General features: G+C 46.3%; 26 protein-coding genes and 1 tRNA gene. 12 read left to right on the forward strand and 15 right to left on the reverse strand.

All coding sequences use genetic code 11. The annotated features are described in order from the left end of the window. Positions 1-9 precede the first annotated feature (9 nt). The 3 genes from MHI30_RS18415 to MHI30_RS18425 all read right to left on the reverse strand — a co-directional run bounded on the left by MHI30_RS18415 (position 10) and on the right by MHI30_RS18425 (position 3521). A complete protein-coding gene (locus MHI30_RS18415; protein ID WP_075751459.1) occupies positions 10-1827 on the reverse strand; it encodes a nucleoside-diphosphate sugar epimerase/dehydratase in 1818 nt (605 codons plus the stop codon). A gap of 259 nt (positions 1828-2086) precedes the next feature. After that, a complete protein-coding gene (locus MHI30_RS18420) occupies positions 2087-2779 on the reverse strand; it encodes a CpsD/CapB family tyrosine-protein kinase (protein ID WP_154495500.1) in 693 nt (230 codons plus the stop codon). Next, a complete protein-coding gene (locus MHI30_RS18425; RefSeq protein WP_075751461.1) occupies positions 2769-3521 on the reverse strand; it encodes a Wzz/FepE/Etk N-terminal domain-containing protein in 753 nt (250 codons plus the stop codon). The genes MHI30_RS18420 and MHI30_RS18425 overlap by 11 nt, the downstream gene beginning before the upstream one ends. A 236-nt stretch (positions 3522-3757) precedes the next feature. Here MHI30_RS18425 and MHI30_RS18430 point away from each other — a divergent pair, with 236 nt between their 5' ends. After that, positions 3758-4216, forward strand: coding sequence for a helix-turn-helix domain-containing protein (locus MHI30_RS18430; protein ID WP_023856335.1), 459 nt, complete (start codon positions 3758-3760; stop codon positions 4214-4216). Between the two features lie 411 nt (positions 4217-4627). Continuing rightward, positions 4628-5152: an NAD(P)H-dependent oxidoreductase gene (locus MHI30_RS18435; RefSeq protein ID WP_075751824.1), complete on the forward strand. Its 525-nt coding sequence runs from the start codon at positions 4628-4630 to the stop codon at positions 5150-5152. Between the two features lie 50 nt (positions 5153-5202). Here MHI30_RS18435 and MHI30_RS18440 read toward each other — a convergent pair whose 3' ends face one another. Then, entirely contained in the window at positions 5203-5535 is a 333-nt protein-coding gene (locus tag MHI30_RS18440) for a helix-turn-helix domain-containing protein (protein ID WP_075751462.1), read from the reverse strand. A gap of 172 nt (positions 5536-5707) precedes the next feature. Here MHI30_RS18440 and MHI30_RS18445 point away from each other — a divergent pair, with 172 nt between their 5' ends. The 3 genes from MHI30_RS18445 (at position 5708) to MHI30_RS18455 (ending at position 10217) form a co-directional block, all read left to right on the forward strand. Further along, positions 5708-6802: an NADH-dependent flavin oxidoreductase gene (locus MHI30_RS18445; protein WP_075751463.1), complete on the forward strand. Its 1095-nt coding sequence runs from the start codon at positions 5708-5710 to the stop codon at positions 6800-6802. Positions 6803-7148: 346 nt separating this feature from the next. Then, positions 7149-8594: a glycoside hydrolase family 68 protein gene (locus tag MHI30_RS18450; RefSeq protein ID WP_075751464.1), complete on the forward strand. Its 1446-nt coding sequence runs from the start codon at positions 7149-7151 to the stop codon at positions 8592-8594. 75 nt (positions 8595-8669) lie between these two features. Further along, positions 8670-10217, forward strand: a complete 1548-nt coding sequence (locus tag MHI30_RS18455) for a glycoside hydrolase family 32 protein (protein ID WP_075751465.1) — start codon at positions 8670-8672, stop codon at positions 10215-10217. A gap of 65 nt (positions 10218-10282) precedes the next feature. Here the strand turns inward: MHI30_RS18455 and MHI30_RS18460 are convergent, their stop codons facing one another. The 3 genes from MHI30_RS18460 to MHI30_RS18470 form a co-directional block, all read right to left on the reverse strand. Further along, a complete protein-coding gene (locus MHI30_RS18460) occupies positions 10283-10435 on the reverse strand; it encodes a hypothetical protein (protein WP_023856347.1) in 153 nt (50 codons plus the stop codon). A gap of 125 nt (positions 10436-10560) precedes the next feature. Beyond that, positions 10561-10636 (reverse strand) — tRNA-Arg (locus tag MHI30_RS18465). Between the two features lie 95 nt (positions 10637-10731). Beyond that, positions 10732-10959 (reverse strand): TM2 domain-containing protein, encoded by a 228-nt coding sequence (locus MHI30_RS18470; RefSeq protein ID WP_305954528.1) that lies wholly within the window; start codon positions 10957-10959, stop codon positions 10732-10734. A 197-nt stretch (positions 10960-11156) separates the two neighbouring features. On the opposite strand from MHI30_RS18470, the gene clpP reads away from it, so the two are divergent. Beyond that, positions 11157-11753 (forward strand): ATP-dependent Clp endopeptidase proteolytic subunit ClpP, encoded by a 597-nt coding sequence (gene clpP, locus MHI30_RS18475; protein WP_003185550.1) that lies wholly within the window; start codon positions 11157-11159, stop codon positions 11751-11753. Between the two features lie 73 nt (positions 11754-11826). On the opposite strand, the gene MHI30_RS18480 is transcribed toward clpP, so the two are convergent. Further along, positions 11827-12402, reverse strand: coding sequence for a TIGR00730 family Rossman fold protein (locus MHI30_RS18480; RefSeq protein WP_075751466.1), 576 nt, complete (start codon positions 12400-12402; stop codon positions 11827-11829). Between the two features lie 111 nt (positions 12403-12513). On the opposite strand from MHI30_RS18480, the gene MHI30_RS18485 reads away from it, so the two are divergent. Together MHI30_RS18485 and MHI30_RS18490 are read left to right on the forward strand one after the other, a co-directional pair. After that, positions 12514-12849 (forward strand): MazG-like family protein, encoded by a 336-nt coding sequence (locus tag MHI30_RS18485; protein ID WP_075751467.1) that lies wholly within the window; start codon positions 12514-12516, stop codon positions 12847-12849. After that, on the forward strand, positions 12836-13813 hold the full coding sequence (locus MHI30_RS18490) for an HD domain-containing protein (protein ID WP_075751468.1): 978 nt from the start codon (positions 12836-12838) through the stop codon (positions 13811-13813). The genes MHI30_RS18485 and MHI30_RS18490 overlap by 14 nt, the downstream gene beginning before the upstream one ends. A 47-nt stretch (positions 13814-13860) precedes the next feature. Here MHI30_RS18490 and MHI30_RS18495 read toward each other — a convergent pair whose 3' ends face one another. After that, positions 13861-15480, reverse strand: a complete 1620-nt coding sequence (locus MHI30_RS18495; RefSeq protein ID WP_075751469.1) for a solute carrier family 23 protein — start codon at positions 15478-15480, stop codon at positions 13861-13863. Further along, positions 15481-16080 carry a carbonic anhydrase gene (locus MHI30_RS18500; protein ID WP_075751470.1) on the reverse strand — a complete coding sequence of 200 codons (600 nt, stop codon included), beginning with the start codon at positions 16078-16080 and terminating at the stop codon, positions 15481-15483. A gap of 397 nt (positions 16081-16477) precedes the next feature. Here MHI30_RS18500 and MHI30_RS18505 point away from each other — a divergent pair, with 397 nt between their 5' ends. Beyond that, entirely contained in the window at positions 16478-17449 is a 972-nt protein-coding gene (locus MHI30_RS18505) for a D-glycerate dehydrogenase (protein WP_075751471.1), read from the forward strand. A gap of 16 nt (positions 17450-17465) precedes the next feature. On the opposite strand, the gene MHI30_RS18510 is transcribed toward MHI30_RS18505, so the two are convergent. Then, a complete protein-coding gene (locus MHI30_RS18510) occupies positions 17466-18065 on the reverse strand; it encodes a flavin reductase family protein (RefSeq protein WP_075751472.1) in 600 nt (199 codons plus the stop codon). Between the two features lie 88 nt (positions 18066-18153). On the opposite strand from MHI30_RS18510, the gene MHI30_RS18515 reads away from it, so the two are divergent. From MHI30_RS18515 to MHI30_RS18525, 3 genes are all read left to right on the forward strand, one after another. Further along, positions 18154-18849, forward strand: a complete 696-nt coding sequence (locus tag MHI30_RS18515; protein WP_075751473.1) for a winged helix-turn-helix domain-containing protein — start codon at positions 18154-18156, stop codon at positions 18847-18849. A 256-nt stretch (positions 18850-19105) separates the two neighbouring features. Continuing rightward, the gene (locus MHI30_RS18520) at positions 19106-19558 is read left to right on the forward strand and encodes a ribonuclease (protein ID WP_075751474.1); all 453 of its coding nucleotides are present in this window, start codon (positions 19106-19108) and stop codon (positions 19556-19558) included. Between the two features lie 4 nt (positions 19559-19562). Further along, a complete protein-coding gene (locus MHI30_RS18525) occupies positions 19563-19838 on the forward strand; it encodes a barstar family protein (protein ID WP_075751475.1) in 276 nt (91 codons plus the stop codon). Between the two features lie 68 nt (positions 19839-19906). Here the strand turns inward: MHI30_RS18525 and MHI30_RS18530 are convergent, their stop codons facing one another. Genes MHI30_RS18530 through MHI30_RS18545 form a run of 4 tightly spaced genes read right to left on the reverse strand, consistent with a single transcriptional unit; the run spans position 19907 to position 22930 of the window. After that, positions 19907-20665: an arylamine N-acetyltransferase gene (locus MHI30_RS18530; RefSeq protein WP_075751476.1), complete on the reverse strand. Its 759-nt coding sequence runs from the start codon at positions 20663-20665 to the stop codon at positions 19907-19909. A 45-nt stretch (positions 20666-20710) separates the two neighbouring features. Then, on the reverse strand, positions 20711-20980 hold the full coding sequence (locus tag MHI30_RS18535) for an HPr family phosphocarrier protein (RefSeq protein WP_059230974.1): 270 nt from the start codon (positions 20978-20980) through the stop codon (positions 20711-20713). 17 nt (positions 20981-20997) lie between these two features. Next, entirely contained in the window at positions 20998-21948 is a 951-nt protein-coding gene (gene whiA / locus MHI30_RS18540; protein WP_020453058.1) for a DNA-binding protein WhiA, read from the reverse strand. 28 nt (positions 21949-21976) lie between these two features. Further along, positions 21977-22930, reverse strand: coding sequence for a YvcK family protein (locus MHI30_RS18545; RefSeq protein ID WP_075751477.1), 954 nt, complete (start codon positions 22928-22930; stop codon positions 21977-21979). Position 22931 lies beyond the last annotated feature (1 nt).

Below are 22931 nucleotides of genomic sequence, written 5' to 3' on the forward strand. Positions count from 1 at the left end.
TTCTTCCCCCTAGTGCGCTGTCACCAGCTTTTTCTCGTGCTGGCCGATCGCTTGGAACAAGCGTTCTCTCAGCTCGCGGTCTGACAAATACATAAATTCCTCCATGAATGTCTTCAGCACCGTCAACTCGACGTCGACCGCCTTGCCGATATGAATCTTCGGAAAAACCTGCTCTGCCAGCACTTCATTTTGATTCAGCAGCTCTTCGTACATTTTTTCTCCCGGGCGGATGCCTGTAAATTCGATTTTGATCTGGTCTGTCGTATAGCCGGAGAGCTGGATGAGATTTTTGGCGAGATCGACGATTTTGACCGGTTCGCCCATATCGAGCACGAAAATCTGTCTTCCTTTGGCAAGCGCCCCCGCTTGAATAACCAGCCTTGAAGCTTCCGGAATCGTCATGAAGTACCTCGTCATGTCCTGGTGTGTGACAGTGACCGGACCGCCTTTAGCAATTTGTTTTTTGAAAATCGGAATGACGCTTCCCCTGCTGCCGAGAACATTCCCGAAGCGGACGGCGACAAATTTGGTTTTGCTCGTTTTGCCGAGATTCATGATCAGCATTTCTGCGAACCGCTTCGTTGCCCCCATGATATTGGCGGGATTGACCGCTTTGTCTGACGAGATCAGGACAAAAGTTTCCACTCCGGTTTCGTCGGCGGCTTCAGCGACGTTTTTCGTACCGAGGATATTGTTTTTGACAGCTTCTTTCGGGCATTTTTCCATCAGCGGCACATGCTTGTGTGCAGCTGCATGATAAATGACATTCGGTTTGTAGCGTTCCATCAGCAAAAACATTTTCTCTCTGTCCTGTATGTCGGCGATTTCCGGATAATAGGCGACATGCTTTCCGAACTTCTCCTGCAGTTCCAGCAGAATCGAATGAATGCTGTTTTCTCCGTGCCCGACTAAAACAATCGATTTCGGTTTAAATTTGCTGATTTGCCGGCAGATTTCCGAGCCGATTGAACCTCCGGCCCCCGTCACAAGAACGACGCGGTCCTTGACCGTATTGGAGATTTCGCTTGTATCAAGCTGGACAGGCTCCCTTCCGAGCAAATCTTCCGCTTTGACATCGCGAAGCTGGCCGACAGGATGTCTGCCAAGCAAAATTTCGTCTATTTTCGGCATGATTTGCGTTTTGATCCCCGTTTGCGCACACGCCTTGTACATGTCCTGCATCTGAGTGACGCTTAAAGACGGAATGGCGATGATGATCCGGTCAATATTCCACTGCCGGACCGTCTGCATGATCTGCTCTTTTCCGCCTAAAACGGGCAAACCCATGATTTCAAGCCGGTATTTCGTTTTGTCATCATCGATAAATGCGACGGGCTTAATGTTCAATTCCGGCTTTTGCACAAGCTGTTTTGCGATCAAACTGCCAGCAGAGCCCGCTCCAATGATGAGCGCTCTTAGAGATCCTTTGCTTTCTTTGTTCACCTGTTCCCTGATGATGCGCCACATCATCCGCGACCCGCCGATCAAGATCAGCTGGAACAGCCAGCTTAAACATAAAAGGCGAACCGGAACGTTTTGAAAGAAAAACAGTTCGAGGACCGCCGTCACAAGATGGGACAAGGTAATCGATTTAAGCAGCACATATAATTCACCGATGCTTGCGTACTCCCACACTTTTTTGTAAAGGTGGAAGCAATGGGCGAATAAATGCTGAGCGCCAAGCAGTATCAGTGAAGTCATCAGCAGCATTTCCGAAGGGTATAAATCATATGATGGCGAAATCAGCTGATATCCGATAAAGATGGACAGCAAAACCAAGTACGAATCGAGTGCGGTAATAATGGAAAGCCTTCTCCGATATGTCAATTTCCTACCTCCTAATGTATCTTTCTAGCTGATAGGATCTTTTAGGGCAAAATCCCATGAGCTAAAAAGATACGGGCGATTTTCAAATTTAAACCGAGCACGTCAATTAAATAAAAATGGGCATTTAACCCGTCCTCACGCTCCGCCATCGACGACTTGCGTCTAAGGCAGACGGGTAGTCTGCCCACGGTAGAGCCGAGTGCCTCCATCGGTAAAGGCAAGGAGACATCACCTAAAGCGGCGCAGCCGCTTCAAAAGATTACATGGTTGCGTAATTATACTGACGCGCCTTCTTCACTTTCCGCCCGTTCAACACGGCGCCGAGCAGTTCGCTTTTTGAAGAATTCAGCGCGTCCCGCGACTTGATCGCGTTATCAAGCTTTGTTTTTCCGCTGAGGATGACAAGGATGCTTCCATCCACTTGGTTCGCCAATATTTGCGCGTCTGCGACCGGCAAAAGCGGCGGCGAATCAAGGATGACTAAATCGTACTGGTTGTACGCTTCAGCAAGCAGATCCTCCATCGCCTGCGACGACAACAGCTCGGACGGATTCGGAGGAATCGGACCGCTTGTCAGCACATGGAGATTTTCCGCCTGACTTTGCTGCACGACATTTTCCAGCGTCGTTTTTTTCATCAATATATTTGTGACGCCAGAATGGTTATCGAGCTCAAAAATTTTGTGAATCGTCGGCTTTCTTAAATCCGCGTCGATCAGGAGGACCTTTTTTTCCTGTTGCGAAAATACGACCGCCAAGTTTGAAGCCGAGAATGATTTGCCCTCTCCCGGCAGGCCCGATGTGATGAGCAATGATTTAAACGGCTTCTCAAAGGATGAGAACTCAATGTTCGTCCTGATCGTCCGATATTGTTCGACGATCGGCGCATTCGGCTGATGCAATGCGACAAGCGCCGATTGATATTTGCGAGAGCGTTTTTTTCTAATAGCCAAGCGGCTCACTCCTTCCTGCTTTCACGCGGATATTCATATCGGAGTCTCCGCGAAACAGACTTTTTGTATGCTTCATTTGCTCAATACTTCCCAAATAAATAAATCCCGCTTCCTTTTCGACTTGAGACGGCCTTGCAACCGTATCATCGATAAAATCCAAAAAGAACGCCAAAGCGATTCCGGTCATTATTGCGGCGCCGAATGCCAGCAAAATATTCATTTTGTAATTCGGTCTGACAGGAGTCGGCGAATCGACGATGTCGGCTTTTGAAAGGACGGTTATCCGATCGGTGTTCATAATTTGCTTAATCTCTTTTTTGAGAACCGCTGTTAGCGTGTTCGCTATATCGGCTGCCCGTTTCTGATTTTCATCTTGAACCGAAATATTAATAATCTCTGATTCGCTTTCACTGCTCGTTGCGATTTTTTCACCCAACCGGCCGGCAGAGTAAGGTAAATCAAGCTCTCTCTTGACTTGCTCCAAAATCACCGGGTTCTTCAGAAGCGCTTGGAATGTCCGCGTGTATTGAAGGTTGATTTGAATATCGCTGTACGTGGCGCTCCCTTTTTTCTCTCCTACTTGATGTACCAAAATCTGCGTCGATGCCTGATAGACAGGTGTCAGCACATAGAACTGAATGATTCCGGTCGTCAATGTTACACCAATTGTCAAAACGAGAATAAGAACCGTTCTTTTTCGCAAGATTGCAATCAGTTCTCTAAAATCAATATTTTCTTTCATGCTTGACTGCCTCCTCAGGAATGCCGTTTGTTAATGATTGGATTATAAAAGAAAAAATTTGAATTGAAAAATGCTGAATTTAGCTATATAGTTCTTTTTAGAGAACAAATCCGTTCGTTTTCTTTTGTTTTCTGTCGATATCTTAAATTTTTGAATTTTATAAAGAACAAATTATTTCTTATAATGAACAGGAAAGCGTTTTTATATGAATGGCAAGGGGAAGGGGAGGAATCAGTATGATCGGAAGAGTCATCCGAATGTACAGAAAAAGAAAAGGCTACTCCATTAACCAGCTTGCTGATATAGCAGGCGTATCAAAATCATATTTAAGCAAAATTGAACGCGGCGTTCACAGAAATCCGTCAGTCGAATTCCTGAAAAAAATCTCCCGTGCGCTGAAAGTGGAATTAAAGGAATTGTTTGATACCGAAGTGATCCTTTATCGGCGGACCGAGCATGAAGACGAGTGGAGAACCCACCTTGTACAGGCCGTGCAGGCGGGGATGAACCAGGAAGAACTGTTTCAATTCACACACCGCCTCAAGCAGAAAAAGAAAGAACGGACGCTTTATCGAAACAGGGAGCTGACCCAAGCCAATATCGACGAATGGAGAGCCCTTATGCTGGAGGCCAAAGAAATGGGATTAACCGTCAAAGAAGTAGAAGCGTTTTTGATGAGAACAAAAAACCATTAATTCATCCTGCATTCATATTTAATTTTTAGAAGATAACGGGAGCTTTTGACTTGAACCATTCATCCGGATATAGATCCACATTTCCATTTCAACTTGCCTAAAATTCGGAATAATCGCATTAATAGATATCGCCCGATCATGATGATCCATGTCTATAGCTCCGTTTTCACCTGTTTGCCTTATTTTTTCATGGCAGTCTTTAAGAGACTTTTTGCTTATGTTTATATATAAATGAAGAAACTCGGATTTTGACCTTTCGCATCTTCCTCCAAGGCATGCAAATTCTGTGTCTTGTGGCTTATATCAAGACCTTTGTCACGGCCCGATTCCTTGAATGGAGACGGAGCGTTTTTGTTGAATCCAAGCTGGCTGTTCGTTAAGATGAATAAAATGGAAGAAGGAGATGGAATCATGAAAGTATTGGTGCTCGCATTTCATCCGAATATGGAGCAGTCAGTTGTGAACAGAGCATTTGCAGACACATTGAAAGACGCACCCGGCATTACATTCCGCGATCTTTATCAGAAATATCCTGACGAGGCCATTGATGTGGAAAAAGAACAAAAACTTTGTGAAGAACACGATCGGATCGTCTTCCAGTTTCCGCTTTATTGGTACAGCTCGCCGCCGCTCTTAAAAAAATGGCTGGACCACGTTTTTCTCTACGGCTGGGCATACGGAACAAACGGCACAGCGCTTCACGGCAAAGAATTCATGGTCGCTGTATCGGCGGGCGCTCCCGAAGAAGCCTATCAGGCTGGCGGGTCAAATCACTATACGATCAGCGAACTGTTACGCCCTTTTCAGGCGACAAGCAACTTCATCGGTACTACATACCTTCCGCCGTACGTGTTTTACGGGGCGGGTTCAACCGGCGAAAGCGAGCTCGCCGAAAGCGCGAAAACATATAGAGATCATGTTTTGAAGTCATTTTAAATCGAAAAAACCCGACTCTGAAAAGTCGGGTTTTATTATTTCTTCGGCTATCATTCACGTTCATCCATCCACTTTTCCCCCCACGCGGCCATCTCTTTAAAAATGCTGTGGAACTCTTTACCTTTTTCTGTTAATTCATATTCGACAGTAACAGGAACCGTTGGGAACACCTTCCGGGAAATCATACCGCTTTCTTCAAGATGTCTTAATGTGTCAGTTAATCCTTTCGTGTTGACGTTTCCCAAGTTCCTTCTGAGCTCATTGAATCGCCGCTTGCCCTGAATGAGTTCGGCGAGAACCAAAAATGACCATTTACCAGAGAAAATTTTCAATACACCCTGTATTAAAGAAGAGCATTCTTTATGATCGACAGCTGAATTCATAGCAATTCCTCCATTGCCTCATTCGCCAATTTTGACTTGATCCTACCATATGGACACCGGAGCATTCAAGAGAACGATCTTACGGTTTATTTTTATAAAGCATATATAAAAAAATTGCGTTCTTGTGGAGCCTCACGGTGGTTGCTATGGTTATATCAAAAGGAGGAAAAACATGAAAAAACAATACGATTCTTTATTCACACCCTTTACTTTTAAAAACGGCATCCAATTGAAAAATAGGATCATCATGCCGCCAATGGGGCATTCATCCTCTATGCCGGGAGGATTCATTTCTGACGACGAACTCGTCTATTATGCCGCGCGGGCGACAGATGTCGGGATGGTCATCACATCTGCGACAACCGTACAGCCCGGAACCGGATTTCCCGGCATCCCCGGAGCTGAGAACGATGATCAAATCCCGGGACTAACCCGGCTTGCAGCCACTTTAAAGAAACATGGAGCAAAAGCGATCCTGCAGCTCTTCCATTCCGGAGCCAAAGGTATAGAACGAACAGTCAGCGCCAGCGCTGTCGCTCCGAATCAACCGAATGCACCGGTGCCAAGGGCGCTGTCTGATCAAGAAATTCAAGACCTTATCCATTCTTTCGGCCAGGCGGCGCGAAGAGCGATAGAAGCTGGGTTTGACGGAGTTGAAATTCACGGCGCAAACGGGTTTCTCATCCATCAGTTCTTCTCCCCTTATTACAACCGGCGCAATGACAGCTGGGGCGGCACTTTAGAGAAACGGATGAGATTTCCGCTTCAGATTATAGAAGAAATCAGACGCGTAGCGGAAAGCTGCCATAAACCATCTTTTATCATCGGCTACAAATTTTCGCCCGAAGAGCCGGAAACGCCCGGAATCACAATGGCTGAAACGTTGGCTTTCGTCAATGTACTGCGGGAACAAACATTGGATTACCTGCACGTTTCTCTCATTGATTTCCGGTCCTTGCCGCGCCGTGGTGCAGACAAATCCCGCACGCGGATGGAACTGATCAAAGAAGCGGTCGGGGACCGTCTCCCTCTGATCGGAGCCGGGAAAGTACGCACACCGGAAGATGCCGTTCAAGCGCTGAAAACAGGAGCCGATCTCGTCGGAATCGGCCGGGGTCTTCTGATGGATCCGGAATGGCTTCAAAAAGTTCAAGCCGGAAAAGAGGACGATATTCAAACAACCCTGTCAAGACATGATCAGCAGAAGCTTGCAATTCCGGATGCCTTTTGGGAAAGTATACCGATGTATATTGATTTCAACGATTGACGATACTCCTTATACAGACTATAGATTCATTAAAAAAGGTGTCTTTTAGCTTAAAATTGATGTCGTTTGCAAAAAAATGTATGAGAAAAGAGGAACTTAGACCAGTTGAGTCCCAGAGATGAGTATATTAGAATGATGGTAATTCAATATTGTCGGGATTGTTACTGTTAAGCAGGCAAGACCTAAAATGTGTGAAGGGCGAAGTCTATCTTTTGCCTATATGACCTTGCACATTTTAGGTCTTTTTTCTGTTCTTCAGGACAATGTCGCAGTTAGGAGGGATGATTGGAAACGTTCATGTTGTCAGGAGCAATCTGTTACATATTTAAAAAGGGAGGAAATATTGATGAACATCAAAAACATCGCTAAAAAAGCGTCAGCCTTAACCGTCGCAGCAGCTCTGCTTGCGGGAGGTGCGCCGCAAACCTTTGCAAAAGAAACGCAAGATTACAAGAAGAGCTACGGATTTTCTCATATCACAAGACATGATATGCTGAAAATTCCCGAACAGCAAAAGAGCGAACAATTTAAAGTTCCTCAATTCGATCCGAAAACCATCAAAAACATTCCTTCGGCAAAAGGTTATAACAAAAATGGAGAACTGATCGATTTAGATGTATGGGACAGCTGGCCGCTGCAAAATGCCGACGGAACAGTCGCTACATACCACGGCTACAATCTTGTCTTCGCGTTGGCGGGCGACCCGAAAGACGTCGATGACACATCCATCTACTTGTTCTATCAAAAGAAAGGCGAAACTTCCATCGACAGCTGGAAAAACGCCGGCAGAGTGTTTAAAGACAGCGACAAATTCACTCCTGACGATCCGTACCTTAAGTATCAAACACAAGAATGGTCAGGGTCCGCCACGCTGACAAAAGACGGAAAAGTCCGACTGTTTTACACAGCTTTCTCCGGCACGCAATACGGCAAACAGACGCTGACAACGGCGCAGGTCAATTTCACTCAGCCGGATTCGGACACACTGAAAATTGACGGTGTAGAAGATCATAAATCAGTCTTTGACGGCGCTGACGGCTCAGTGTACCAAAACGTTCAGCAATTCATTGACGAAGGAAACTACAGCTCCGGCGACAACCATACACTGAGAGACCCGCATTATGTGGAAGATCACGGCCGCAAATATCTCGTATTTGAAGCCAATACGGGAACAAAAACCGGCTATCAGGGAGAAGACTCTCTATTCAACAGAGCTTACTACGGAGGCAGCAAGAAATTCTTTAGAGAAGAAAGCAGCAAGCTGCTTCAAGGAGCGAACAAAAAGAACGCTTCATTGGCTAACGGCGCACTCGGCATCATCGAATTAAATAACGATTATACGCTGAAAAAAGTCATGAAGCCTTTGATCGCCTCCAATGCGGTGACTGATGAAATCGAACGGGCCAATCTCTTCAAAATGAACGGAAAATGGTATCTGTTCACAGATTCAAGAGGATCAAAAATGACAATTGACGGCATTGGTGCAAAAGACATTTATATGCTCGGCTATGTATCAGATTCACTAACCGGGCCATTCAAGCCTTTAAACAAATCCGGACTTGTTTTGCACATGGACCTGGATTACAATGACATCACATTTACTTATTCACACTTTGCCGTACCGCAGAAAAAAGGCGACGAAGTCGTCATCACGAGCTACATCACAAACAGAGGAATTTCAAACGAGCATCATGCCACATTTGCACCAAGCTTTTTGCTGAAAGTCAAAGGATCAAAAACATCCGTTGTCAAAAACAGCATTCTTGAACAGGGACAATTAACGGTAAACTAATAAAACGAAAGAAAATGCCGGTGAACATCGGCATTTTCTTTCGTGTGTCATCTTAGAATAAAGCGGGGAATTTTCTTGAAGAAGACAGTATATAAGCGGATTAGCATTTTAACTGTTTGTCTTGGAATCTTCATCATGATATTGGCTTCAGCCCGGGAAACAGAAAAAAAGGGAGAATCCCCGGAAACACCGGAATATCGAGCGGCTTTCCATTTGACAACCCCTGACAAATGGAAAAACGACCCTCAAAAGCCCGTCTATTTCAATGGAGAATATCATTACTACTACCTCTATAACCGGGACTATCCGGACGGCAACGGGACAGAGTGGCGCCACGCGGTGTCAGACGATCTCGTCCACTGGCAGGATCAAGGGGTTGCCATTCCGAAATATACGAATAAAAACGGCGATCCTTGGTCCGGTTCTGTCGTTGTCGACTCACAAAACACAGCCGGCTTCGGCAAAGGGGCGATCGTGGCGATTATGACGCAGCCTTCGGCCAATGACGGGAAGGAAGAACAATTTTTATGGTACAGCAAAAATGGTGGAAAAACATTTAAACCTTACGGTGAAGAGCCGGTCTTGCCTAACCCGGACACCGTCGATTTCAGAGATCCGAAAGTGATCTGGGATGAAGAGGATGATAAATGGGTGATGGCGCTGGCTGAAGGAACGAAAATCGGCTTTTACGAATCACAAAATCTGAAGGAATGGCGTTATACAAGTAGTTTTCAAACAGAAAATATCGGCATCATCGAATGTCCGGATCTGTTCAAGATGCGGGCTGATGACGGAACATATAAATGGGTTCTCGGAGCAAGCGCAAATGGAAAAGGTGCCGGCAAGCCGAATACTTATGCATACTGGACAGGCAGCTTCAACGGCAACGAATTTACGGCGGACGAGGCGGAACCCCAGTGGCTTGATTACGGCTTTGACTGGTATGCGGGCGTGACATTTGAGGACGGCGAAACAAACGATCCGTACGAGAAACGCTATGCTTTGGCGTGGATGAATAACTGGGATTATGCAAACCGGACGCCGACATGGAAAGACGGCTTTAACGGAACCGATTCGATCGTCCGGCAAATTCAGCTTAAACATAAAGGCGGAAATCAATACAGCCTTGCCTCTCATCCAATCGATCAATTGGATGAATTAACCGAATCGACAGATGAGTTTGAGCGCATCGAAGTAAACGGATCAAAAACGCTTCAGATTAAGGCAAATACCTATCAGCTTGAGGCGGATATCTCGTGGGCCGATCTTAAAAACGCGGGATTCAGGCTCAGAGAATCTGCGGATCGAAAACGCCATATCGATGTAGGTATTTCGGCTGAAGGCGGTTATTCTTTTGTGAACAGAGGATTTACGGGACAGCCTGACAGCACCCGCACCTATTTGGAAAGCAAAGCACCGTTTGATCCGGAAAAAAAGCGGGTGCATTTCACAATCATCGTAGATCAAAACACTGTCGAAGCGTTTATTGATGACGGCGAAACGACGCACTCAAACCTTGCATTTCCCGACCTGAATGATACAGGTATCACGCTCTTTACCGAAAATGGAACGGCCGTCTTTGAAAATCTAAAGATCAAACATATGCGTTCAATCCATGATTAAACAACAACGGGCGGCCAAACGGCCGCCCTTTTTTTGTAAAAGCGTAAAAAAGCGAGCCTTCCAGCTCACTTTCCGTTTCGTTTCGGCACAACAGCAGACAACAAAATCCCCGCCCCGAGGCCGATCAAAAGCCCCGGCGCCGGATGGTCGAATAATATCCCGATGCCTAATCCAATCAACAGTCCTGATGGTATAAAATAATTGTGTTTTTTGTCCATTTAACCCCGCCCCTTCGTCTAGTCATCACGAGTGACCCCAATTGATATATGCTTCCGGGGAGTCAAATACGACTAAAAGTTCAAAAAAAACAAGGGCGGCTAATGCCAAATCCTTGTCTTGAAAACGCGCTCGGAGGGATTCGAACCCCCGGCAGACGTGGTACCGGAAACCACCGCTCTATCCAGCTGAGCTACGAGCGCACAATATGATTTTTTAACGTCAGCAATTTATATTATAAGGGCTGTTCTTTAAAAAGTCAATCACAATCTCTTGCTCGAAACAATGCAGGTTCAGATTATACTCGATTTCTTACTTCGTCCGTTGTTTTGACAAGGCAGAGAAGCAGCATGGCTACAGCGCAGTCTTTTCTCTCGTCCAGATAAAATCTGTGAGCGGCAACACCTCCGAGAAACCACCATAAAAGAAATACGATCAGCTTTGGTTTCTTCTTATTTTGGAACCCTGAACGCTCTTGTCCGCGTTCACATATATAACCGGCTTCCTTTTTTCCTATAAAATAAATGGAAGATCAATGAACTTAGACCCCAATTTTCTATACTTTGCTCTATAAAGTTGATATTTTGTTTGAATGTCCTTTAAAATGGGAAAAATAAACCCCGATATGTCTTTTTAATGAAGGCAGCTTTTTGTTTGACCTTTATTGACCAAAAATGTATGATTAAACTACATACTTACCTTTTAAGGTGAAGGAGGAGCATTATGAATTTAATACCTACAGTCATTGAACAGACGAACCGCGGGGAAAGAGCGTATGACATTTACTCACGCTTGTTGAAAGACCGTATCATTATGCTGGGATCAGCAATCGATGACAATGTTGCGAACTCCATCGTATCTCAGCTTCTATTCCTTGAAGCCGAAGATCCAGAAAAAGATATCAGCATCTATATTAACAGCCCTGGCGGCTCCATCACAGCCGGTATGGCGATTTATGACACCATGCAGTTCATTAAACCGCAAGTCTCTACGATTTGTACGGGAATGGCGGCATCTATGGGCGCGTTCCTTCTCGCAGCCGGCGAGAAAGGGAAGCGCTACGCTCTTCCAAACAGTGAAGTCATGATCCACCAGCCGCTTGGCGGAGCGCAGGGTCAGGCGACAGAAATTGAAATTGCCGCGAAGCGCATTCTTTCATTGCGTGACAAACTGAACAAAATTCTTGCAGAGCGCACTGGACAGCCGCTTGAGGTTATCGAGCGCGATACAGACCGCGACAACTTCAAAACGGCTGAAGAAGCAAAAGAATACGGCCTGATTGATAAAGTGCTCACACGCAATATCGACGCACAGAAGTAAACAGCAAAAAAGCTGCCGATGATTCGGCAGCTTTTTTATGTTGCCCTACCCTCCGCTCAATATGTAAGAGTTTCTATAAATCCTTCCACTTTTTCTCGAGGACAGGGTAGCGATAATCATTCATATTCCCGATCAATTCCGCGGGACTCGCCGAAGCATGAATCAGCTGAAGGTGCGATTCGTTCGAAAAGCCTTCTTGAACGCTGTATTCGAGCATTTTAAGAAGGGGGTCAAAATAGCCGTTCACATTGTAAAGTCCGATCGGCTTTTGATGAATGCCGATCTGCGCCCAGCAAAGCACTTCAAACAGCTCTTCAAACGTACCGAAGCCTCCGGGCATCGCGATAAAGCCGTCAGCTAATTCACTCATTTTCGCTTTGCGCTCATGCATGCCGCTCACTTCGATCAGCTCTGTCAGCTGCTGATGAACGATTTCCCCTGTAAAAAGTCCTTTCGGCATAACGCCGACAACTTCCCCGCCGTTTTCCAATACGGTATCCGCAATCACGCCCATCAATCCCATTCTCGATCCTCCGTAAACTAGGCGAAGCCCCTTCTCGGCAATATAAACGCCGAGCTCTGCAGCTTTCTTCTTGTACGCCGGGTCCGTCCCCATATTTGATCCTGAATATACGCATACCGTTTTCACTTTCGCTCACTCCAACTCCATATATTGATAAAAGCAATTAACATTGTACTATATATTGTTTGTTCCGTGTGCGATAATATAATTGAATTTCTAAATGGGAGTGTATAACTTATGACAATCACAGACGCGGAGCAATGGACAAAGGCATTTTACAGGAAAAGAGGATGGAGCGAATACGGACCTTTCATCAGGATGGGATTTTTAATGGAAGAGGCTGGCGAACTGGCGAGAGCAGTCAGAGCATACGAAATCGGAAGAGACCGTCCTGACGAAGCAAAACGGCCGGCTGCTGAACTGAAAAAAGAACTGATCGAAGAAATGGGCGATGTGATGGGGAATTTGATTATGCTTGCCGGCATATACGATGTTTCATTGGAAGACATGATGGATGCCCACCGACGCAAACTGACGAAAAGATTTGCAAGAGAGCATCATGAAGATCAATGACCGCCTTTACGGAGAGGCAGATTTGGAGCCTGTGCTGACAGACCTCATTCATTCAAAAGCCGTTCAGCGTCTGAATGGGATTCATCAGGGCGGAGCATGCTTTCTCGTCAATCCCGCATGGAACATCAGCCGCTGCGAACACAGCATCGGGGTTATGCTTTTGATCCGCAGGCTTGGCGGAAGCCTGGAAGAACAAATTGCAGGTTTGCTTCACGATGTTTCCCATACGGCATTTTCCCATGTGGCTGATGATGTATTTAACATGGAAAACGAAGATTACCATGAACAGATGTTTCGGCAATGGGTCAAGCAATCTGATATCCCCTGGATTCTGGATACATACGGATTCAAAGATGAAGACATCTTATACGATGAAAAAAAATGGACGCTGCTGGAGCAGCCGGCTCCTTCATTATGCGCGGATCGCATCGATTACACGCTTCGCGACTCTTTAGCCTACGGGTTTGGCGACCAAGAAGAGATTGGACGATTTTTAGAAACTGGACTGACCGTTGTCGAAGGCGAAATCTGCTGCACTTCGGCAGAGCACGCCGAATGGTTCGCCCGCCTTTACTATCAAGAGGTGATTGACTTCTTTATGAATCCCCTCAGTGTATATGCGCTCTGTACGCTCAGCCAAATGCTGAAAAAGGCGCTTGACATGCGTATCATCACGGGACGCGATTTTTTCAAAACCGACACGGAACTGCTTGCGATGCTAAAGCAAAAAGCGTGCTTCCGGGAAACGCTTGAAAAGCTCAGCACTGCGAGCCAGCGCGTTAAACAAGGAGACGAAGGCGATTTTACTTTTCATCAAACATTAAAGGTAAGATGGATCGATCCAAAAGTGGCCGTTAACGGAAGAAAAGTCCCTGCCTCCACACTTTTAAAAGACGTCCTTTTGATGAAAGAAACGGCAATAGCCGCAATGAAAAAAGGCACATATGTAAAAGCCGCTGAATAAAAGCAACCGCCTGCTTCGGTCCGGCCGGAACAGGCGGTTTTCTTCAGTTATGTCACGTCAAATATTTGTTCAGGCCTGTCGACAAAATGCTTTTTGCCGATTTTATGAAACAGCCCTGTTTTATGAAGAAGCTCACGCGGCTGCTGCTGCAGCCCGACAATCATCACTTTGCCGTTTTGCTGGTGGACACGGTTGACGATCGTCATCAAGCTGCCTTCTGCGGAAGAATCCATGTAGTCTACTTTGTTCATAAGCAGGATGAGGAGTTTGGGCGGGTGGCCTTTGTCCAAAATTGAATCCTCCAATGAATTCGATGAGCCGAAAAACAGCGGGCCTTCAACAGAATAAATGCTGACAGAACGGTGGAATTTCTTTTCCTCCGCTGCAGCAGCCGACTGGACAATCGATTCAGACACATCCTTTTTAATACGGAACGATTTGCTCATTCTGGCGATAAAGGTGATGATCGCCAGCAGGATACCGGCCGCCACCCCAAAGACAAGGTCCTGCCAAACCGTTAAAAGAAATGTGACAACAAGCACGGCAGAGTCGGAATTCTTAATTTTCAAAATATTTACAAACTCTTTCCGCTCACTCATATTCCAAGCGACCACCATTAAAATCGGCGACATGCTTGCAAGCGGGATAAGGGAAGCGTATGGCGCAAACAAAAGCAGGACCAATAAAACAAACACGCCGTGCACGATACCTGAAATCGGAGAAGCAGCACCCGTTTTAATATTGGTCGCCGTACGGGCAATCGCACCTGTCGCCGGAATTCCGCCGAATAGCGGTGCGGCAATGTTCGCAACCCCCTGGCCGACAAGCTCTTTATTGCTGTCATGCCTTGTTCCCTTCATATTGTCTGCCACCATCGCGGAAAGCAGCGATTCGATTCCGCCGAGCATCGCAATCGCAAGAGCGGGAGGCAGCAGGTAAATGATTTTTTCCAATGACAATTCAGGAAATTGAAAGCTCGGCAAGCTGCGCGGAATTTCGCCGTAAGCTGAGCCGATCGTCACCACCTGTTCAGGAAACAGCATCGTGGCCATGACCGTCGATACAAGCAAGCCTGCAAGCGCCCCCGGCACTTTCGGCAGAATCTTTGGCGTAAACAGCACAAAGAAGAGCGATACGACAGCCGTCAAAATGCTGTAAAAGCTGAGCGTATTCAGGTTGATGACAACCTCTCTCATATTCATATAAAAACTCTCATGCTTCTCAACATTCCTCAAACCTAAAAACTTGGCGATTTCTCCGGTGAAAATAATCACCGCGATGCCGGCCGTAAATCCGATGATCACCGGCCGCGGAATAAACTTGATAATCTTGCCGAGTTTTAGCAGCCCTAATATGACGAGAATCACTCCGGCCATAAAACCGGCAATCAGCAGATTCTCAAATCCGTATTGGAGCACAATAGCGAACAGGATCGGAACAAAGGCGCCTGTCGGCCCGCCAATCTGGTATTTCGACCCGCCGAGAAGCGAAATCAAAATACCGGCGACAATCACTGTGTAAAGACCGTGTTCCGGTTTCACCCCCGAGGCTATAGCAAAAGCCATGCCAAGCGGAATTGCAACGACTCCAACGACCATTCCTGCTACAATATCTTTTTGAAACCGCTTAATGCTGTATCCTTCAAATCTGCCTGAAAAATGTAACATTTAATCTATCCTCCCCATTTCCGACAGCGAAACGTCTTCACGTGAATAACCATCTTCCACAATATCCAAACGGCCGGTCTTTGGATCAATCACCAATCCGTGCACCGGGACGTCTGAAGGCATCAGCGGATGATTCCGGACCATGTTCACGCTGTGGCTGACGCTGTCTTCAACGCTGTCAAAGCCCGTCATCCATGTGTCCAAATCGATGCCTGAATGCTGCAGGAGTTCGAGACAGCCATCATCGACACCCCGCTGTTTGGCCTTTTGAAGGATAGATGAAGCGTTCAGGCTTGCCATACCGCACTCATGGTGGCCGATCACGCAGACTTCTTCAGCCTGCAGCTCATAGACAGCCACAAGAATGCTGCGCATGACGCTTCCAAAAGGGTGAGAAACAACGGCCCCCGCATTCTTAATGATTTTTGCGTCTCCATTTCTTAACCCCATTGCATGATGGAGCAGTTCCAATAAACGCGTGTCCATACATGTCAAAATCACAAGTTTCTTCTCCGGAAATTTTGTCGTTTCATAAAACTCGTACCCCTTTTCCTCTACAAAAGACTGATTTTGCTTCAAAATGGAAGTTAAAATCGCCATTTCTCTCTCACTCCTTTTCATAGTCATATGACCTTGATATTGTTACAGCCGAATTATAGCACATGGATTTCCGATTTGGATTCGAATCAAAAAATTCGCTAAAAATGTACTGAATATTTTAAAAAGTCTAATTTTATATCTTTCTAAAATAATAAAATCTACACTGTTCTTCACCTATAAAAATAGAACTGGAAGCAAAATGGAATATCTAATATTTGGATTTATAGTTATAAAAATGCATTAAAATAAATTAAAAAACTGAAATAAGTATCTATGATTTTCTAAACAACAATAATTGAGCTGATAGTCCTGCGTTTATCCGGAACAGTCTTTGATTTTTATAGAAGCCGTTTTTCCTCTATAATAGAAGCAGATGACACGCGGAAGGAGAATGCAGATGAAACCGTTTGTATATGTCACAAAACCGGTCCCAAAAGAAATCGAAGAGATGCTCGCCGAACACTGTACATATGAAATTTGGACTTCGCGCGAGCGTATTCCCAGATCGACCCTGCTCGAAAAAATCAAGGAAGCAGACGGGCTTTTGACCTCAGGGACAAAAATCGATCGTGAATTATTATGCAATGCGCCGAAGCTAAAAATCGTCAGCAACAATTCCGTCGGCTATGACAACTTTGACATTGAAGCAATGAAAGAAAAATCGGTCATCGGCACTCACACGCCATACATTCTTGACGACACAGTCGCAGACCTCGCTTTCGGTCTGATCCTTTCCTCAGCGCGGCGAATCGCCGAGCTCGACCGCTACGTCCGCGATGGAAAATGGACCAAATCAGAGGATGATGAAAGCTTGTTCGGATGCGATGTCCATCACCGGACGCTCGGCATCATCGGAATGGGACGAATCGGCGAACAAATCGCCAAACGTGCGGCCTTTGGTTTTGATATGGAAGTGCTCTATTACAGCCGCAGCCGCAAACCCGACACAGAGAAAAAAACCGGCGCGGTTTATACGGGCTTTCACGAACTGTTGGAACGCTCGGACTTCATTGTTCTGGTCACACCGCTCACAGATGAGACATACCGCCTTATCGGCGAAGCTGAATTCAAAAAAATGAAACCGTCGTCCATTTTCATCAACATCTCCCGCGGCAAAACCGTTGACGAACAAGCGTTGATTCAAGCGCTGAAAGAAGGATGGATTAAAGGAGCCGGACTTGATGTATTTGAAAAGGAGCCGATTGAAAAAGACAATCCGCTCCTAACCCTTTCCAATGTGACCCTCGTTCCCCACATTGGATCATCCACCCTTGTCACACACGTCAACATGCTGAAAAGCGCCGTCCAAAACCTGATTGACGGTCTTCATAACAGACAGCCAAAAGATATAGTCAAAGAACTGAGATGACGCGCATTCTTTACATTCAAGCGCGGAATGTTTTGCCGAGCTCGCATCCTAAACCAAAATAGTGTCTGAAAAGATAAATTAAAGGCCCCCATTTTTGAGGATCGATGTGGTGTTCCCCTTTTATAATCGCTTCATGTGCGTGCACATGAAGCACTTTTGTTTCAATGACGGCAAAATACGGTGAATGTTCTGAAATGCGGATATTGACGGCTTCCGCTTCAATTTGAAGCGGACAATCGGCGACTCTGTCAGGTTTCACCGCCAGGGAATCCGCTGCCGTAAATCCGCCTGCTGCAAATTTTTCTTTAAGGTATGTAAAGCCGAGCCGCTTTTTTTCTTCCGGAACACATCGTTTGCCGGTATAGGCAGCGAGCCGTTCTACATTGCTCCATAAAGATGAATCCGGCACATTGATGACGCATCCGGCTTGCCTCTCTAAATTTTCCAATGCTTTGCCGCCGGTGCCGACGCCGAGTACGATCGAATCCCCAAGCGCCCAAGAAGAGGAAAGCGGGCTGAGATTCGTAGAACCGTCTTCGTTCAGCGTGCTGAGCAAAATGACGGGTGTTCCGTAGTATAAAATGCTTGGCTCTATAATTTTGCTGTTTTGATGCATATGGGTCTCCTCCTTTTATGCTTTTATTGTAATTCTCCAATATTTCAATTAACATCGAAGTATCGATTGCATTTTAGGAGGAAGTGTCATGAACGTGAATCCGAATATCGCCGAGGTCGCCAAGCTTGTCACCGATCCGTCGCGGGCCGCGATTTTAACCGCATTGCTTGATGACCGGTTTTATACGGCTACAGAGCTGGCCGGGTATGCGGGAATCAAACAGCAGACAGCAAGCTTTCACCTTTCCAAACTGCTTGACGCGGAAATGCTGACATGCCGGAAGCAAGGACGGCACCGCTATTACCGGCTCAAAGATGGCAAGGTTGCACAATCGCTGGAAACTCTGCTCAACATAGCGCCCCCTGCTGAAATTCGCTCTTTCCGGCAGTCAGCCGAAGATCGGGCGGTCAGAAAAGCACGGACATGCTATGATCACCTGGCTGGATCGCTCGGCGTCACACTTGCGGAGCGGCTCGTGGAGATGGGCGTGTTGAAAGAAGAAGAGACGGCTTTTACAGTGACTGAGGCAGGGGAAGTATTTTTGAAGGAGCTCGGCATCGATGTTGGGGAAATCAAAAAGAAACGGCGCTCTTTTTGCCATAAATGCCTGGATTGGAGTGAAAGGCGGCATCACATTGCCGGCGCCTTGGGTTCCGCACTGCTCGACGCTTTCATCCGCATGAATTGGATCGAGCGGCGCCCACGTACACGGGCCGTTGCTGTCACGCCCGCGGGCGCAAAGGAACTTTACCGCCTATTTCATATTTCCATTGAAAAGAACTGAGAAAAACAGTCGGTTTTTTTCTTCAGATCTTGACTAACATTCCGGGATTCAAATAGGAAACCGCGGCGATCCGTACCTGTCCCCGGCTTTCATGGAAAATTTACAATACTATAATGATTTCTGAGCATGTTTTGAGGTACAATTCAATATGATTACAGACGGAATATAGAAATGAGGAAATGCGGCTGTTCAATCCCATGAAGGCACATTCTTCATGTTTATGCTATAAAGTCTAAAGACAGGGAGGACTTTATCCGTGAAAAAAATATTATCTACACTTGCGCTTGGGATTGTTCTCGCGCTGGGCTTTCTGGCGGGGAACCTTTTTACAAGCTCAGCTGAAGGGCCGCATGCAGAAAACAGCACCGTTCAGTCAAATGAGATGATTAATACGTTTGAAGGTGTTGCCGACTATATCGTGAAATACGGCAGGCTGCCTGACAACTTCATCACAAAAGCCGAAGCGGCAAAATTAGGGTGGGACCCGCAAAAAGGCAATCTGGCAGAAGTAGCACCTGGAAAAAGCATCGGCGGCGATATCTTTCAAAACAGAGAAAAGCTGCTTCCAGATGCGTCCGGACGCGTATGGAGAGAAGCCGACATCAACTATACATCGGGATTCCGGGGGTCAGACCGGATCGTCTATTCCAGCGACAGACTGGTTTATAAAACAACTGACCACTATAAAACGTTTACGAGAATGAGATGATCATATGAAACAAGTCACTTTAAACGGAGACAAGATCACGAGTGTATCAGATCTTCACCAAGCATTAAAAGAACAGCTGGAGCTTCCGGACTACTATGGCGAAAATCTTGACGCGCTATGGGATTGTCTGACCGGCTTGGTCGGCATGCCTTTGCTGATCGAGTGGAAGAATGTCGAAAAAAGCCGGATTTACTTGGGCGATCAAGCCGAAGCATATTTGCAGCTTTTTCGCGAAGCCGAAGAAACACTGGACGGCTTTCAGCTGAAAACAGAAGGATAAAACAAAAAACGAGCGGGCGCGCTGCAGACAGGCGCCCGCTTATTTTAATTGATGCGCACAGCGGTTCTTCAGTCAAAAAATGCTTGAATGAAAATGGTCTGGAAATCTCCGGCGTTCACATCTTCTTTCGTCAAACCGCTCCCGGTTTGCTTTGTGAAGTGATCCTTCGACAAAATTAACTTTCCGTCCTTTGTCAGCTTGGAAGCGAGCGGGTTTTTATTAAAGGGAGACGCTTCCTCATCGAAAACCGCATCCCGCACGCACGTAAGCGCTGCTTCATCGATTGGCGTCAGCGAAAACGCGTAGCCGATCTGCCATCCCTCTCCCTTATCCATTTCAAGAAGGTAATCTCCTTTATCTGTCTTTGTTTTCCTGATACGGTAAGCTCCTGTTTTTGAGGTGATCGGTTCACCTGAGAACGGAACGGGTGCAAGCGGCAGGTTGATGCCAAATCCGGTATCAAGCAAATAGGTTTCATCACCTTCCCGCAAAATAACGGCGACATGCGTTCCCGTCAGCTCCCACGCCTGTTCTTTTGTATTAAAAACCGTCCCGCGGACCATGTGTACGGAAAAGCCAAGCTCTGTCAGCACATGGTAAAGAAAGGCGTTCAAATCATAGCATAACCCGCCTCTTTTATTGTTCAGCAAGGCTTCCGTCAGTCCTGTTTTCGTCATCGAAATCCGTTCGTTTCTTAAAACCGCGCCATTTTCAAAAGGAAACTGTAAAGCCAGCAGCGACAAAAACTCAGGCAAGTCTGCAAATGTCACCTGCTGACCGGGCTTGTATCCGATCCTTTTAAACAGCGAATCAAGCATCGTCGTCATCGGTTATTCTCCTTCCGCTTTGAATCGATGAGAAAAAGCCAAACCTCATAAAGGTTTAGCTTGTTTCTCTTGAACATATGCAGTCAATGCAGCAAGAGCATCTTGTTCATCGGATCCGTCAGCGATCAGCGTGACTTCCGATCCGGTGCTGACAGCCAGGCTCATCAGCCCCATGATGCTTTTGGCATTCACTTTTTTATCTCCCTTTTCCAGAAAAATATCTGATTGAAAACGGTTGGCTTCTTGAACAAACAATGCCGCCGGGCGCGCTTGAAGTCCCGTTTTCAAAAGAATTTCCACTTTTTGTTGAACCATGCGATCTCCCCCATTCCCTATTTTAAAGAGACAGATTGTCCTGAACGCAGCTGCTCAGCTATTTCATCCAGTTTCCTAAGCCGGTGATTGATGCCCGATTTGCTGATTTTTCCGCTCGACACCATTTCCCCGAGTTCCTTTAAGGTTACTTCCTGATAATCAATGCGGAGCTGGGCGATTTCCCTCAGCTTTTCCGGTAGCGCATCAAGCCCGATTCTTTCGTCGATCAGCTTAATGTTTTCCACCTGCCGCAGAGAAGCGCCGATCGTTTTGTTTAGATTGGCTGTCTCGCAATTGACGAGCCGGTTGACCGAGTTTCTCATATCGCGCACGATCCGGACGTCTTCAAAGCGGAGCAGCGAATTATGCGCGCCGATCACATTCAAAAACTCGGTAATTTTTTCAGCTTCCTTCAGATACGTGATGTATCCTTTTTTCCGCTCAAGCGTTTTGCTGTTTAAATGAAACTGATTCATGAGCCTGCACAATGAATCATTATGCTCTTTGTACAGCGAAAAAATTTCGAGGTGGTAAGAAGATGTCTCGGGATTATTGACAGAACCCCCGGCTAAAAAAGCCCCTCTCATATAAGAACGTTTGCAGCATCGTTTTTTGACTAAGTCTTCCGAGATGTTTCTGGCAATGACAAAGTTGTCTCCGAGTATTTTCAGGTCCTCGAGAATCAGCTTGGCATTTTCGATCAGGCGTACGATGTAGACATTGTTTTTTTTCAGTCTCATTTTCTTTCGAACGAGCAGTTCAACGGAAACATCGTATTGTTTCTTCAGCAATGTGTAAATTCTTCTGGCGATGGCCGCGTTCTCGGTCTGGACGTCGAGAACCACTTTTCGGTTTGAGAAAGACAATGAACCGTTCATCCGAATGAGGGCAGAGAGCTCTGCTTTCGCGCAGCAATCCTTTACTTCAAGGTTTGTAAGTTCTTTTTTCGTTTCCGATGCAAATGACATATTATAGACACCCCCATTCCAAGGCCTGCTATTCTTTTAACAAATCAACAAGTAGCGAAGCGACTTTATGTGTATCATGACGGATCACGCCATTCTCGTATGTCACAATCTGATCTTTGATGACCTCAAGCCCCATCGCAGACAGATCATCAATGTTAAACTGGACGGGCTGTGCCTGCTCCTTCGCATAGCGTTCCCGGATATCGTCCGGGATTTCCTCATTGTTGACGAGGATCGTATCGATAAACGGACCGCCCATATGCTGGTTAAGCGCTTTTACATGATCGGCTGCACTGTAGTACAGCGTTTCTCCCGGCTGAGTCATCACATTGCAAATATAAACTTTTTTTGCCGGGGCGTTTAATATTTCTTCCCTTATCTTCGGAACGAGAAGATTCGGCAAGATGCTCGTATACAGACTTCCGGGGCCGAGAATAATCAGGTCGGCGCCGCGGATTACGTCAATCGTTTCCGGAACGGGTTCGATTTTTTCAGGGGTTAAAAACACTCGTTTAATCCGCTTCCCGTAAGACGGAATCGTCGATTCCCCTGATATGATCTGTCCGTCATCCATTTCCGCATGAAGGACAACGCTGGTATTGGCCGCGGGCAGAACCCTTCCCCTCACATTTAAGACTTTGCTCATTTCAGTGACGGCGTGAAAGAAATCACCGGTTATATTCGTCATCGCCGCCAAAATCAAATTTCCCAATGAATGGCCGATTAAATCGCCGCCTTTAGAGAAGCGGTGCTGGAACAGGTCTTCAACAAGCGGTTCAACATCAGACAGTGCAGCGAGCACATTTCTGATGTCCCCCGGCGGGGGAATTTTAAGCTCATCGCGCAGCCTCCCCGAGCTTCCGCCGTCATCTGCGACCGTCACAATCGCCGTAATGTCAACGGGCTGTTGCTTCAATCCTCTGAGCAATACCGAAAGGCCTGTTCCTCCGCCAAAGATTGCGATTTTTTTCTGATCTGCCATG

Origin of the sequence: Bacillus sp. FSL L8-0528, assembly GCF_038593085.1 — a bacterium.
GTDB lineage: Bacteria > Bacillota > Bacilli > Bacillales > Bacillaceae > Bacillus > Bacillus paralicheniformis.

Excerpts from the sequence above, each read along its gene's own strand:
- MHI30_RS18525 (WP_075751475.1), top strand. The coding sequence starts at position 19,563 with ATGAAACAAGTCACTTTAAACGGAGACAAGATCACGAGTGTATCAGAT.
- MHI30_RS18505 (WP_075751471.1), top strand. The coding sequence starts at position 16,478 with ATGAAACCGTTTGTATATGTCACAAAACCGGTCCCAAAAGAAATCGAA.
- MHI30_RS18530 (WP_075751476.1), bottom strand. The coding sequence starts at position 20,665 with ATGACGACGATGCTTGATTCGCTGTTTAAAAGGATCGGATACAAGCCC.
- MHI30_RS18435 (WP_075751824.1), top strand. The coding sequence starts at position 4,628 with ATGAAAGTATTGGTGCTCGCATTTCATCCGAATATGGAGCAGTCAGTT.
- MHI30_RS18425 (WP_075751461.1), bottom strand. The coding sequence starts at position 3,521 with ATGAAAGAAAATATTGATTTTAGAGAACTGATTGCAATCTTGCGAAAA.
- MHI30_RS18450 (WP_075751464.1), top strand. The coding sequence starts at position 7,149 with ATGAACATCAAAAACATCGCTAAAAAAGCGTCAGCCTTAACCGTCGCA.
- MHI30_RS18535 (WP_059230974.1), bottom strand. The coding sequence starts at position 20,980 with ATGGTTCAACAAAAAGTGGAAATTCTTTTGAAAACGGGACTTCAAGCG.
- whiA (WP_020453058.1), bottom strand. The coding sequence starts at position 21,948 with ATGTCATTTGCATCGGAAACGAAAAAAGAACTTACAAACCTTGAAGTA.
- MHI30_RS18485 (WP_075751467.1), top strand. The coding sequence starts at position 12,514 with ATGACAATCACAGACGCGGAGCAATGGACAAAGGCATTTTACAGGAAA.
- MHI30_RS18460 (WP_023856347.1), bottom strand. The coding sequence starts at position 10,435 with ATGGACAAAAAACACAATTATTTTATACCATCAGGACTGTTGATTGGA.
- MHI30_RS18430 (WP_023856335.1), top strand. The coding sequence starts at position 3,758 with ATGATCGGAAGAGTCATCCGAATGTACAGAAAAAGAAAAGGCTACTCC.
- MHI30_RS18445 (WP_075751463.1), top strand. The coding sequence starts at position 5,708 with ATGAAAAAACAATACGATTCTTTATTCACACCCTTTACTTTTAAAAAC.
- MHI30_RS18500 (WP_075751470.1), bottom strand. The coding sequence starts at position 16,080 with ATGGCGATTTTAACTTCCATTTTGAAGCAAAATCAGTCTTTTGTAGAG.
- MHI30_RS18440 (WP_075751462.1), bottom strand. The coding sequence starts at position 5,535 with ATGAATTCAGCTGTCGATCATAAAGAATGCTCTTCTTTAATACAGGGT.
- MHI30_RS18490 (WP_075751468.1), top strand. The coding sequence starts at position 12,836 with ATGAAGATCAATGACCGCCTTTACGGAGAGGCAGATTTGGAGCCTGTG.
- MHI30_RS18495 (WP_075751469.1), bottom strand. The coding sequence starts at position 15,480 with ATGTTACATTTTTCAGGCAGATTTGAAGGATACAGCATTAAGCGGTTT.
- MHI30_RS18545 (WP_075751477.1), bottom strand. The coding sequence starts at position 22,930 with ATGGCAGATCAGAAAAAAATCGCAATCTTTGGCGGAGGAACAGGCCTT.
- MHI30_RS18510 (WP_075751472.1), bottom strand. The coding sequence starts at position 18,065 with ATGCATCAAAACAGCAAAATTATAGAGCCAAGCATTTTATACTACGGA.
- MHI30_RS18515 (WP_075751473.1), top strand. The coding sequence starts at position 18,154 with ATGAACGTGAATCCGAATATCGCCGAGGTCGCCAAGCTTGTCACCGAT.
- clpP (WP_003185550.1), top strand. The coding sequence starts at position 11,157 with ATGAATTTAATACCTACAGTCATTGAACAGACGAACCGCGGGGAAAGA.